Raw genomic sequence first — 12,585 nt, 5'->3', positions numbered from 1 at the left:
CGACCGTGGGTCGGTGCCATTTCCGGTTACTTGCTCAGCAAGCCTGCCGGCACCAACGCACCGAGGTCCTGGTTGAAGGTGACCACCAGCTTGCCGTTCTCTACCTGCGCCGACTGCACCTGCAGCGTGCCCAGCACCGCCGCGACCGTCGGGTCGATCTTGTAGATCGGCTCGCGCCGGGCGTAATCGACCAGCCAGGCGTTGAGCAGGCCACGCGTGCGCGAATCGAGCTTGCCGCCATTACTGGCGGGCGTGAAGTCATCGACCGTCGGTTCCTGCAGGTGGAAGCCCTGGGTCTGCGCGTCATAACGCAGGCCACTGCTCAGCTTGACCTTGCCCAGCGGGGCCGGGTTGCCGCCGGCAGTGGCCATGGCGATGTCGAAACCCAGATCCAGGCGGTTGCCTTGCGGCAGGGTGAGCTGGGGATGGCTCATGGTCATCGCGATCAGGCCGCCCAGCGCGTCCTGCGTGCGCGGGAAACTGCCATCGAGGTACTGCTGCACATCGGTGGCGCCCACCGACAACTGACGGCCGGAAATGCTGGGCGCGGCCTGCGCGCCGATGGCGGCGGCCAGCAGCACGGTGCAGGCGGCGAGGCGGGACAACAGCGGGCGAACGTTCATGACGGCAGGCCGTGCGGGAATGAGACGCCAACAATAACGCGCGCGGCTGAATCCAGCTTTGACGCGTGCGGGTGGTGAGCTCAGGGCGCGCCCTGGATCGATTCCAGCGCGGCCAGCACCTCGTCCAGCTGCGGCTGCAGCACGGTCAGCGGGTGGCTGGGTTCATCGGCATGGCGCTGGGCGAGATCGCGCAGCAGCTGGGTGGCGACGATCGCCGCGGCCCGTTCGTCTCCGCTGAGGCCGGTGTTGCGCCGTGCGATTTCCAGCAGGCGCATCCAGTCCTGCTGCGCACGATGCTCCAGCTCGATGGTGCAGCGCCCGCTGCACTGCAGGCCGTCCTTTTCGATCGGGGTGACGGTGATGCGGTAACGCTGGGAAGAAGAGCTGGCCATGGCTGCCTGCGCGGTGGGGGACAAGGCCACCATAGGCTGCGATCCGCACCGCGACGACAGGCGCGGTCGCACGCAGTGTTCCACCCTGTGCGTTCCGGCCGGTCCTGCCATCGCGTGGATCACGGCAGGACAGGCATCTGCGCGGGAAGGGCGCGCCGTTGATGGCTTTGGAAACGCTGTGTTTCGCCAGCGTCGGACCCACCCGCCGCCTCGATGGGATGGCAGAACCTCCAAAAAAAACGGGACGGCGTGAGCCGTCCCGTCGGGTGCTGCAGGAAGCGCGCAGATTAGAGCGCGGCGTCCTTGAGCTTCTTGAGCGGACGCACCTTCAGCTTGGTCGACGCCGGCTTGGCGGCAAACCACTGCTCTTCCTTCGTGAACGGGTTGATGCCCTTGCGCTTCGGCTTGGCCGGCACGCTGACGGTGGAGATCTTCAGCAGGCCCGGCAGGGTGAAGCTGCCAGCGCCCTTCTTGTGCACCGAAGCGGCGACGGCGCCTTCCAGCGAGGCGAGCACGGCGCGCACGTCCTTGGCGACAACGCCGGACGCTTCAACGATGTGTGCAACCAGACCAGACTTGCTCAGCACTTCCTTGATCGGCTTGGGAGCAGCCGGCTTCGCGGCTGCCTTCGTAGCGACTTTCTTTACTGCCTTCTTCGGGGCAGCCTTCTTAGCGGTCTTTGCCATGGTTTCCTGTTCCGTGAACGGTTGGTTGTTTGGTCGCGCCGAACCCCGTCGGCAAGCGAAATGTAGGGCAACTGTGGGGCGCCGCCAATAGGCAGACGCATAAAAATTCGTGATTTCCACGCCCTTCGTTACCGCGGTGCATCAGGTCATAGCCAAAAAACAGGGTCCGCCCTCGCGGCGGGTGCCATCGGTCATGGACCGTCGCACCCCGACTGTCGCACGAAAACCACTTGAAAACAGCATCCATCCTGATCGCCGATTCAGCTGGGGGCGACACCCGGCAGCAGGCTGGCGGCGGCCAGACACGGTGCTAACGCGGACCGGTCTAGGCTGGCCTGGCCATTCATCCCGCAGGAGATCAACGATGGGTATTTCGCGTCATGCCACCGCGCATTGGGAAGGTGACCTCAAGACAGGCAAGGGACAATTGAGCACGCCCCAGAGCGGCTTGATGGACAAAACCCGCTATGCCTTCAGCAGCCGCTTCGGCGATGAGAAGGGCACCAACCCGGAAGAACTGATCGCCGCCGCACACGCCGGCTGCTTCACCATGGCGCTGTCGGCCAAGCTCACCGAAGCCGGTTTCGTGCCGACCTCGCTGGATACCGAAGCCAAGGTCGACCTCTCGATGGAAGGTGGCCCGCAGCTGTCGCAGATCACGTTGAAGGTGAAGGCCGTGGTGCCGAACATCGAGGCCACCCAGTTCCGTGCCATCGCCGATGACGCCAAGCAGAACTGCCCGGTCTCCAAGGCGCTCAGTGCGGTGCCGATCACGCTGGAAGCCGAACTGGCCAGCTGATCGGCGCACGATTGGTGCACAGCAGATTGTGATGGGAAAGCGGCGGCCGCATAGTCGCCGCTTTCCTTTTGTGGGGTGTCTGCATGCGTCCGACTGCTCTCGCTGCCCTGATGGCCTGCCTGCTGGCGGCCACCGCGCAGGCCGATGTCCGCCTGTTGACCGCCGCCACCATCCACACCGGCGATCCGGACGCGCCGACCGCCACCGCGCTGGCATGGGAGACCGAGACCGGGCGCGTGCTTGCCGTCGGTGACCGGCAGGCGATGCTCGAGCTGTATCCACTGGCGGCGCTGACCGACGTCGGCCAGGCGACCGTGATCCCGGGCCTGATCGACGCGCACGCGCACCTGATGTTCCTCGGCAGCACCCTGATGCAGGCCGACCTGACCGGCGCGACCAGCACTGCCGACATCGTCGCGCGCCTGCAGCGCTTTGCGGCGGAGAACCCCGAGGGCTGGCTGCTGGGCAGTGGCTGGGACCAGAACCGCTGGCCGGGCAAACAGTTTCCGACCGTGGCCGATCTCGACGCTGCATTCCCGGACCGCCCGGTCTGGTTGGGCCGCATCGACGGCCACGCCGGCTGGGGCAACAGCGCGGCACTGCGCGCGGTCGCCCAGCGCCCCGGGCAACGCGCGCTGAAGGGCAACTGGCAGCCTGCAGGCGGGCGCATCGTGCGCGATGCCAAGGGCCAGCCGAGCGGGGTGTTCATCGATGAAGCGATGACCCTGGTGCAGGCGGCGATACCGCCCCCGGGCGAGGCCGCACGCGAGCAGATGCTGACCCGCGCGCTCGACAAAGCAGTCAGCCAGGGCCTGACCGGCGTGCACGACATGGGCGTATCGCGCGCCGATCTGGCCCTGATGCGCCGCTTCGCCGACGCCGGCAGGTTGCCGCTGCGCATCGATGCCTATGCCGATGGCAACAGCGACGCATTGGCCGATCTGTGCGCGAACGGGGCCTACCAGCACGCCGGCGGCCGGCTGGAAATGCGCGGGGTCAAACTGTTCATGGATGGCGCGCTGGGCAGCCGCGGTGCGGCGCTGTTGGCCGATTACAGCGATGACCCGCACAACCGCGGCTTGCTGGTCACCTCACCTGAGGACTTCGAGACCGCCGTGCGCAAAGCCGATGCCTGTCATGTCCAGGTCGCCACGCATGCGATCGGCGACCGCGGCAACCGGATCGCGCTGGACACCTATGCACGGGTGCTCGGCGAGCGCCGCAGTGGCGACCATCGCTGGCGCATCGAACATGCGCAGGTGGTCGCGCTGGAGGACATTCCGCGTTTCGCCCAGCTCGGCGTGATCGCCTCGATGCAGCCTACCCACGCCACCTCGGACATGGGCTGGGCGCAGGATCGGGTCGGCCACGAGCGCATCCTCGGCGCCTATGCCTGGCGGCGGATGCTGGCCTCCGGTGCCCGGCTCGCCCTGGGCTCGGACTTCCCGGTCGAGCAGGTCGACCCGCGGCTGGGCCTGTATGCGGCGGTCACCCGCCAGGACCGTGCCGGCAGACCGCCCGGTGGCTGGCAGCCTGATCAGCGGCTGACCGCAGCCGAAGCGCTGCGCGGGTTCACCGCCGATGCGGCCTGGGCGGGTCATGACGACAGCCAGGTCGGGCGGTTGCAGCCGGGCCTGCGCGCGGACTTCGTGGTGCTTGATCGCGACCCGCTCAGCGTGCCGCCCGCCGGGCTGGCCGACCTGCAGGTGCGCTCGACCTGGGTCGATGGCGCACCGGTGTATGACGCGGCGCGCTGAGTCGCCGCCGCAGGATCACCAGTCCAGCGTGCCGCGGATGACGGTCTGCACCTGGCCGCCGGACCAGACATCGCCGTGGTCATCGATGCGCAGGGTCAGGCGCGCGTCGTGGCCGACTTCGCGGCCCTGGCTGACCACGTAGCCGTGCGCGGTGCCGGGCAGGGCATCGCGGCTGTCCAGCCAGGCAGCGAGCACGGCATTGGCCGCACCGGAGGCAGCGTCTTCAAAGCGACGGCCATTGCCGACGAAGGCGCGTACCGCGAGATCCCAGGCCTGGCCCTGGCTGCGCGCATAGGCGAACACGCCCATGGTGTCGGTCGCTTCGGCCAGGGCGGCAACGGCATCCCAGTCCGGGGTGAGTGCGCGCAGGGCCGCTTCGTCTGCCAGTTCAACCACCCACCAGCTGCGGCCACCGGCCATGCGCGCCGGCGGCAGGCTGCCCAAGGGCCAACCGGCCAGCGCGGCCTGCAGGCGCGGATCGTTGGCGGTCGTCACTTCGGCCACCGCTGCACGCGGCGTGCGGATCGCAATGGTGCGGGTAGCGCCGCTGCCGTCCACGCGCAGGGGCAACGCCCCGGCGATGCCGTCCTGGACCAGCACGCCCTCGACCGGCGCGGCCACGCCCAGTTCCAGCACGGCATGGGCGGTGCCCACGCTGGGGTGGCCGGCGAACGGGACTTCCTTCTGCGGGCTGAACATGCGGATGCCGTAGCTGGCGCCCGGGGCCTGCGGCGGGAACACGAAGGTGGTTTCCGGCAGCCGCGTCCAGCGGGCAATGGCCTGCATCGCCGCCGCGTCCAGCCCCTGTGCATCGAGCACGACGGCCAGCGGGTTGCCGGCGCCGGGGTAGGGCGAGAACACATCCAGCTGCAGGAAACGACGGGAGGTCATGGCAGATCGCTCAACGAAAAACGGGCGGGCAGCTTACCAATCGGGGCTGCGTTCCGGGCCGTGACCGGCGCCCCGCGCATCGGCGACCGGCCAAATCCGCCCGGCCTGGGCCGCCCGGGCCCTGCAACGGCCAGGCTTGGCATAGAATCGGGGGTTCGGCCCGGCGTGCCGGGCGATTCCCCTCACTACCCAAACCTCCACCTCCATGTCAGCTTCCCCCCTTGTCGATCGCTGGATCGTACTGAAGTTCGGCGGCACCTCCGTGTCGCGTCGTCACCGCTGGGACACCATCGGCAAACTGGCGAAAAAACGGGCGGAAGAAACGGGCTCGCGCGTGCTGGTGGTGGTGTCGGCGCTGTCCGGGGTGACCAATGAACTCACCGCGATCGCCGATGGCGCCGCCGACAGCCGCGACCGCGTCGCGGCGCTGGTCGCGCGCCACCGCGCGTTCCTGACCGAGCTGGAGCTGGATGCCACCGCGCTGGACGTCCGTCTGCACGCGCTGGCCGGGCTGCTCGATGATCCGCGTGCCGCCGGGCGGCCGCTGGAATGGCAGGCCGAGGTGCTGGGCCAGGGCGAACTGCTGTCCTCGACCGTTGGTGCGGCCTATCTGCGCGCCAGCGGTCTGGATTTCGGCTGGATGGACGCACGCGAGTGGCTCGATGCGCTGCCGCCGCAGCCCAGCCAGAGCGAGTGGTCGCAGCGCCTGTCGGTGAACTGCCAGTGGCGTGCCGAGGCCGATTGGGCCGCGCGTTTCCGCGCCCAGCCGACCCGCATGCTGATCACCCAGGGCTTCATCTCCCGCCACGCCGATGGCGGCACCGCCATCCTCGGCCGTGGCGGTTCGGATACCTCGGCGGCGTACTTCGGTGCGCTGCTCGGCGCCAGCCGCGTGGAGATCTGGACCGACGTGCCGGGCATGTTCAGTGCCAACCCGAAGGACGTGCCGGACGCGCGCCTGCTGACCCGCCTGGACTATTACGAGGCGCAGGAAATCGCGACGACCGGCGCCAAGGTGCTGCACCCGCGTTCGATCAAGCCGTGCCGCGACGCCGGGGTGCCGATGGCGATCCTGGATACCGAGCGTCCCGAACTGCCGGGCACCAGCATCGACGGCAATGCCGCAGCGGTGCCGGGCGTGAAGGCGATCAGCCGCCGCAACGGGATCGTGCTGGTCTCGATGGAAGGCATCGGCATGTGGCAGCAGGTCGGCTTCCTGGCCGACGTGTTCGGGCTGTTCAAGAAGCATGGCCTCTCCGTTGACCTGATCGGTTCGGCCGAGACCAACGTGACCGTTTCGCTGGATCCCTCCGAGAACCTGGTCAGCACCGACGTGCTGGCCGCGCTGTCGGCCGACCTCTCGCAGATCTGCAAGGTCAAGATCATCGTGCCGTGCGCGGCAATCACCCTGGTCGGCCGCGGCATGCGCTCGCTGCTGCACAAGCTCTCGGACGTGTGGGCCACCTTCGGCCGCGAACGCGTGCACATGATTTCGCAGTCGTCCAACGATTTGAACCTGACCTTCGTGATCGACGAGGCGGATGCGGACGGGCTGCTGCCGATCCTGCACGCCGAGCTGATCGACAGCGGCGCAATGCCGGTGGAAGAGGGCGAAGTCTTCGGCCCGCGCTGGCGCGAGATCGCCGGCACCATCCGCCCGCGCGAAACCGCCTGGTGGCGGGGCCAGCGCGAGCACCTGCTGACGCTCGCCCAGGCCGGTACGCCGCGTTACGTCTACAACCTGCCGACGGTGCGGGCGCGCGCGCGCGCGCTGAACGCGATCAAGGCGATCGACCAGCGTTACTACGCGATCAAGGCCAACTCGCACCCGGCCATCCTGGAAGTGCTGGAGCAGGAAGGCTTCGGCCTGGAGTGCGTCTCGCACGGCGAGCTCAAGCACGTGTTCAACACGCTGCCGACGTTGTCGCCCAAGCGCGTGCTGTTCACCCCCAGCTTCGCGCCGCACGCCGAGTACGATGCCGCGTTCGCGCTGGGCGTGACCGTCACCCTGGACAACGTGGAAGCACTGCAGCGCTGGCCGGAACTGTTCAGCAACCGCGAGCTGTGGCTGCGCGTGGACCTGGGCCGTGGCGAAGGCCACCATGCCAAGGTCCGCACCGGTGGCAAGGACTCCAAGTTCGGCCTGCCGATCGCCCGCGTGGATGAGTTCGTGCGCATCGCCGGCGAGCTGGGCACCCGCGTGGTCGGCCTGCATGCGCACCTGGGCAGCGGCGTGGAAACCGCACAGCACTGGCGCCTGATGTGCGATGAACTGGCCGGGTTCGCCCGCCGCATCGGCAGCGTCGAGACCATCGATATCGGCGGTGGCCTGCCGATCCCGTACAGCGCCGATGACGAGCCGTTCGATCTGGAGGCCTGGGCCGTTGGCCTGGCCGAAGTGAAGGCGGTGCACCCCGCGTTCCGCCTGGCGATCGAGCCGGGCCGGTATCTGGTGGCCGAGTCCGGCGTGCTGCTGGCCCGGGCCACCCAGGTGGTGGAGAAGGACGGCATCCGCCGCGTCGGTCTGGATGCGGGCATGAATACGCTGATGCGTCCGGCCCTGTACGACGCCTGGCATGACATCGAGAACCTCAGCCGCCTGAGTGGCTATTCCGAAGCGATGTTCGATGTGGTCGGGCCGATCTGCGAATCCAGCGATGTGTTCGGCAAGCGTCGCCGCCTGCCGGCCTCGACCGCGCCGGACGATGTGATGCTGATCGCCGACGCCGGCGCGTATGGCTACGTCATGGCCAACACTTACAACCAGCGCGAGCTGCCGCGCGAGGACGTCATCGATGATGGCCCGTGACCGCTGCCTGCCGCCTTTCAAACCGGATACACCATGACTGCTTTTGATAAACACCAGGTTGCCGTTTTCCGCTTCGTCCGCTGCGCGTTCGCCGCGGACACCGGCGTGGCGCAGCTGGTCTACGCCTTCGATGACGGCCCGGAACTGATCGAGACGGTCACCATCCCCGGTGCGCCGTTCGTGCTCGAGGGCGACCGCGCCGAGGCGGTGCAGCGCGCCCTGCGCCTGCTGCACCTGATCGCCGGTGTGAGCTATTACAAGGCGGGCGTTCCCGAGCAGGTGCGCATCGACAGTTACACCATCGATGCGGCCACCGCCGCGCTGGTGGAGACGGTCTACCTCAACGGCCTGGGCGAGTTCGCCTACCGCAATGGCCTGAACCTGCGTGGCCGCTTCCGCCTGCCGGTGGACGGCGAGGCCTTCGCCGCGCCGGCACTGGGCCTGCGCGAACACGCGCTGGTCGCCATCGGCGGCGGCAAGGATTCGCTGGTCAGCATCGAAGCGCTGCGCAACCTCGGCATCGAAGAAACGGTGACCTGGATCGGTGGCTCGCAGCTGATCCGCGCCTGCGCCGAGCGCACCGGCCTGCCGATCCTCAACATCGGCCGCACGCTTGCCCCGGAGCTGTTCGAGCTCAATCGCCAGGGCGCCTGGAACGGGCATATCCCGGTCACCGCGGTGAACTCGGCGATCATGGTGCTGGCCGCGCTGCTGCAGGGCGTGGACCAGGTGGTGTTCTCCAACGAACGCTCGGCCAGCTATGGCAGCCAGATTCCCGGCACCGGCGAGGTCAACCACCAGTGGTCGAAGGGCTGGGCGTTCGAGCAGGCCTTCGGCGAGCACCTGGAGCAGCACGTTGCGGCGGACCTGCACTATTACTCGCTGCTGCGCCCGCTTTCGGAGCTGGCGGTGGCGCGTCAGTTCGCCAAGAGCGATTTCTACGACGCACATTTCTCCAGCTGCAACCGCAACTTCCACATCCTGGGCGAGCGCCCGGTGAACCGCTGGTGCGGTGTCTGCCCGAAGTGTCACTTCGTGTTCCTGGCGCTGGCTCCGTTCATGCCGAAGATGCGCCTGGTCGGGATCTTCGGCCGCAATCTGCTCGACGATATCGAGCAGGCCCCGGGCTTCGATGCGCTGCTGGAATTCCAGGACCACAAACCGTTCGAGTGCGTCGGCGAAGGCCGCGAATCGCGAGCGGCGATGGCGACCCTGGCCGCGCGCCCGGAGTGGAACGAGGACGCGCTGGTGAAGCGTTTCGTCCACGAGATCCGCCCGCAGCTGGAGGCCACCGAACTGCAGATCGAACCGCTGCTGGTACTGGAAGGCGAACACCGCATTCCGCCGGCGATCTGGGAGCGCCTGCGTGCGAATTTCGCAGCTTGAGGGAAAGCGCGTTGCCCTATGGGGATGGGGACGCGAGGGGCGCGCGGCGTTCCGCGTCCTGCAGCAGCGGCTGCCGTCGCTGCCGCTGACCCTGTTCTGCCCGGAGGCCGAGGCCGCCGCGGCGCGCGAGGAAACCGGCGCTGCGCTGACGGTGCGATCGGAGGTCACCGGCGAGGCGCTCGCCGCGTTCGACGTGGTGATCAAATCACCGGGCATCAGCCCGTATGGCGAGGCGGCGCTGCACGCCGGGGCGCAGGGCACACAGTTCATCGGTGGTACCTCGCTGTGGTTCGCAGAGCAGGCCGCCGGCGACGGCATCGTGCACGACACCGTGTGCGTGACCGGCACCAAGGGCAAGAGCACCACCACCGCGCTGCTGGCGCACCTGCTGCGTGCCTCGGGCGCGCGCACCGGGCTGATCGGCAACATCGGCCTGCCGCTGCTGGAAGTGCTGGCGCCGCAGCCCGCGCCGCAGTACTGGGCGGTGGAACTCTCCAGCTACCAGACCGGCGAGGTCGCGCGCAGTGGCGCGCACCCACAGGTCGCCATCGTGCTCAACCTGTTCCCCGAACACCTGGACTGGCACGGCAGCGAAGCGCGCTACATCGAAGACAAGCTGCAGCTGGTCACCGGGGCCGCGCCGCGGATCGCGGTGCTCAACGCAGCCGATCCACACCTGGCCGGGCTGTCGCTGCCCCGCAGCGAGATCATCTGGTTCAACCAGCCGCTGGGTTGGCACATGCGCGGCGATGTCGTGCATCGCCGCGAGCAGCCGGTGTTCGATACCTCGCATACCCCGCTGCCCGGCCGGCACAACCGCGGCAACCTGTGCGCGGTGCTGGCGGCGATCGAAGCGCTGGGCCTGGACGCTGTGGCGCTCGCGCCGAGGGTGCAGGACTTCCGCCCGCTGCCCAACCGCCTGCAGACCATCGGGACGCGCGAGGGGATCACCTACGTCAACGATTCGATCAGCACCACGCCGCACGCGAGCCTGGCGGCGCTGGAATGTTTCGCCGGGCACCGCATCGCGCTGCTGGTGGGCGGGCATGATCGTGGACTGGACTGGCACGACTTCGTCGCGCACATGGCGCACGACGTACCGCCGGTGGAGATCGTCACGATGGGCGCCAACGGCCCGCGCATCCACGCACTGCTGCAGCCGCTGGCCGATGCCGGCCGTTTCGGTCTGCATGCGGCTGCCGATCTGCCCGAGGCCATGCAGCTGGCGCAGGCCGCGCTTGGCGGGCAGGGCGGGGTGGTGCTGTTGTCGCCGGGCGCGCCCAGCTATGGCGTGTACCGCGACTACGTCGCCCGTGGCCGCCACTTCGCCGAACTGGCCGGCTTCGATCCGGACCAGATCACGGCGATCCCGGGGATCGGGATCGCCTGATAGGTCGCTGTAGAGCCACGCCATGCGTGGCTGCCGTTGGTGTGGATCGCGCAGCCACGCATGGCGTGGCTCTACCGTGGTGTGGATGGCGCAGCCACGCATGGCGTGGCTCTGCCCCTGGGATGTGCGGCATCGTTCATCCGCGCGGGGCACGTCGGTGATCTACGCGTCAGACCTCTTCCTCATCGATGAAGGCGTAGTCGTTTTCGATGAGCTGCTGCAGGTATGCATCGAAGCTCGGCGCGATCACCCGGTAGCTGTCCGGGTCGTGCAGGTAGCGCACCACCTGGCCGACCGTGCCACCGGGCGCGGGATCGAAATCCAGGTACAGCATCGAGCTGCCGCCGTTGTTCATGCAGTGCGAGAAGCACAGGCGCTTGCCCATCGGCAGGTCGGCATCGATGCCGTCGCCGAGAATCTCCGGGTCTTCCTCCAGCCATTCCTCGTAGATCGAGCGGATGCTGTCATCCCACTGCGCGCTGTCCTCGAAGACCTGGTCCACCGAACGCAGGTAGTAGGGGTAATGCCCCTCTTCGACGTCCGAGCCCAGCATCAGCACCACCACCTCGCCGCCCGGGTAGGCGCGGAAATGCGTGCCGTCGACCCGCGCCAGCAGTGCAAGCAGGCTCTCGGGCGCCTGCGGCCAGCGCTCGTGCAGGCGCTGCAGATCGGCTGCACTAGCGCCCTCGACCCAGGCCCACATCCGCGCATCATCTTCGGGCAGGCGCGGCACCAGGCCGGACAGGAAACGGTCGACAAGGCTCATGGGGTATTCCGTACACGGGGCCGGCCAGCCTGCCATAACAGGGACGGAGGTAGTTAATTCAATAACAGGGACGGCGGTGGTCAATCCAGATGAGGTCGGGGCGTGGCCGGCCTGCCGGATCACCGGGGGGCCGTCGACCCGGCGCTTCTACACGGTGCCGTCAACCGGCCGTCATACACTCGGGGCTCTTTCTGTCGGGAGCAGACGCATGAACAGGCAATGGCGGTGGGGTGCGGCGGTGCTGTTGGGAATGACGGCGTTGCCCGCGCTGGCGGCAATGCAGGCCAAGCCGGTGGAGTGGACCCAGGACGGCACCACGTTCAGTGGGGTGCTGGTCTACGACGACAGTGACAATGACAAGCGTCCCGGCCTGGTGATGGTGCCGAACTGGAAGGGCGTGAACGACTCGGCCATCGCCAAGGCCAAGCAGCTGGCCGGCGATGACTACGTGGTACTGGTCGCCGATGTGTACGGCAAGGGCGTGCGACCGAAGACCGACGCCGAGGCCGGTCCGGTGGCGACCAAGCTGCGCAACGACCGCCCCGTGCTGCGCGCCCGTGCGCTCAAGGCGATCGAGGTGCTCAAGGCCCAGGCCGGCAAGGCGCCGCTGGATGCCAGCCGGATCGGCGCGGTCGGGTTCTGCTTCGGCGGCACCACGGTGCTGGAGATGGCGCGCGCCGGCGCACCGCTGGCTGGCGTGGTCAACCTGCACGGTGGCCTGGGCTCACCGCTGCCGGCCAAGGCCGGCGGGACGCATCCCTCCGTGCTGGTGCTCAATGGCGCCGACGACAAGGGCGTAAGCAAAGCGGACATCGCCAGCTTCGAGCAGGAAATGAACGCGGCCAAGGTCGACTGGGAGTTCACCAACTACAGTGGCGCGGTGCACTGCTTCGCCGAATCCGATGCCAACAGCCCGCCAGGCTGCCTGTACAACGAACGGGCGGCCAAGCGTGCCTGGAAGGCGCTGGATGAATTCTTCGAGGAGCGGTTCGAGACCAGAGCCCGGTGAGGAGCGGTTCGAGACCACCCCCCGGTAGAGCCGACCGTTGGTCGGCTGCACCGCGCATGGCGTGGTGCGTTCATCGG

At 68.2% G+C, this 12,585-nt stretch carries 11 protein-coding genes; 6 read left to right on the top strand and 5 right to left on the bottom strand.

The window, feature by feature from the left end; all coding sequences use genetic code 11:
• Positions 1 to 26 precede the first annotated feature (26 nt).
• The 3 genes from PV764_RS08535 to PV764_RS08525 all read right to left on the bottom strand — a co-directional run bounded on the left by PV764_RS08535 (position 27) and on the right by PV764_RS08525 (position 1,701).
• Positions 27 to 623, bottom strand: a complete 597-nt coding sequence (locus tag PV764_RS08535) for a DUF1439 domain-containing protein (RefSeq protein ID WP_421116473.1) — start codon at positions 621 to 623, stop codon at positions 27 to 29.
• An 80-nt stretch (positions 624 to 703) separates the two neighbouring features.
• A complete protein-coding gene (locus PV764_RS08530) occupies positions 704 to 1,048 on the bottom strand; it encodes a DUF3861 family protein (protein ID WP_019185676.1) in 345 nt (114 codons plus the stop codon).
• A 254-nt stretch (positions 1,049 to 1,302) separates the two neighbouring features.
• Positions 1,303 to 1,701, bottom strand: coding sequence for an HU family DNA-binding protein (locus PV764_RS08525; protein WP_019185677.1), 399 nt, complete (start codon positions 1,699 to 1,701; stop codon positions 1,303 to 1,305).
• Between the two features lie 364 nt (positions 1,702 to 2,065).
• Here PV764_RS08525 and PV764_RS08520 point away from each other — a divergent pair, with 364 nt between their 5' ends.
• Together PV764_RS08520 and PV764_RS08515 are read left to right on the top strand one after the other, a co-directional pair.
• Complete coding sequence (locus tag PV764_RS08520; RefSeq protein ID WP_070426802.1) at positions 2,066 to 2,500, top strand: OsmC family protein; 435 nt, start codon at positions 2,066 to 2,068, stop codon at positions 2,498 to 2,500.
• An 83-nt stretch (positions 2,501 to 2,583) separates the two neighbouring features.
• Positions 2,584 to 4,257 carry an amidohydrolase gene (locus PV764_RS08515; RefSeq protein ID WP_421116472.1) on the top strand — a complete coding sequence of 558 codons (1,674 nt, stop codon included), beginning with the start codon at positions 2,584 to 2,586 and terminating at the stop codon, positions 4,255 to 4,257.
• Between the two features lie 15 nt (positions 4,258 to 4,272).
• On the opposite strand, the gene PV764_RS08510 is transcribed toward PV764_RS08515, so the two are convergent.
• Positions 4,273 to 5,148 (bottom strand): PhzF family phenazine biosynthesis protein, encoded by an 876-nt coding sequence (locus PV764_RS08510; RefSeq protein ID WP_421116471.1) that lies wholly within the window; start codon positions 5,146 to 5,148, stop codon positions 4,273 to 4,275.
• Between the two features lie 205 nt (positions 5,149 to 5,353).
• On the opposite strand from PV764_RS08510, the gene PV764_RS08505 reads away from it, so the two are divergent.
• Genes PV764_RS08505 through murD form a run of 3 tightly spaced genes read left to right on the top strand, consistent with a single transcriptional unit; the run spans position 5,354 to position 10,733 of the window.
• Complete coding sequence (locus PV764_RS08505; RefSeq protein WP_421116470.1) at positions 5,354 to 7,957, top strand: bifunctional aspartate kinase/diaminopimelate decarboxylase; 2,604 nt, start codon at positions 5,354 to 5,356, stop codon at positions 7,955 to 7,957.
• Between the two features lie 33 nt (positions 7,958 to 7,990).
• On the top strand, positions 7,991 to 9,343 hold the full coding sequence (murL, locus tag PV764_RS08500; protein WP_421116469.1) for a UDP-N-acetyl-alpha-D-muramoyl-L-alanyl-L-glutamate epimerase: 1,353 nt from the start codon (positions 7,991 to 7,993) through the stop codon (positions 9,341 to 9,343).
• A complete protein-coding gene (murD, locus tag PV764_RS08495) occupies positions 9,324 to 10,733 on the top strand; it encodes a UDP-N-acetylmuramoyl-L-alanine--D-glutamate ligase (RefSeq protein ID WP_421116468.1) in 1,410 nt (469 codons plus the stop codon). The genes murL and murD overlap by 20 nt, the downstream gene beginning before the upstream one ends.
• 169 nt (positions 10,734 to 10,902) lie before the next feature.
• On the opposite strand, the gene PV764_RS08490 is transcribed toward murD, so the two are convergent.
• Positions 10,903 to 11,499: an SMI1/KNR4 family protein gene (locus PV764_RS08490; RefSeq protein ID WP_421116467.1), complete on the bottom strand. Its 597-nt coding sequence runs from the start codon at positions 11,497 to 11,499 to the stop codon at positions 10,903 to 10,905.
• 208 nt (positions 11,500 to 11,707) lie between these two features.
• On the opposite strand from PV764_RS08490, the gene PV764_RS08485 reads away from it, so the two are divergent.
• On the top strand, positions 11,708 to 12,508 hold the full coding sequence (locus tag PV764_RS08485; protein WP_421116466.1) for a dienelactone hydrolase family protein: 801 nt from the start codon (positions 11,708 to 11,710) through the stop codon (positions 12,506 to 12,508).
• The last annotated feature ends 77 nt before the right edge of the window (positions 12,509 to 12,585 follow it).

The sequence above is a fragment of the Stenotrophomonas sp. AS1 genome (assembly GCF_048957655.1).
In the GTDB taxonomy this organism is placed as follows: domain Bacteria; phylum Pseudomonadota; class Gammaproteobacteria; order Xanthomonadales; family Xanthomonadaceae; genus Stenotrophomonas; species Stenotrophomonas bentonitica_A.
This window is presented reverse-complemented; position numbering and strand designations above follow the sequence as displayed.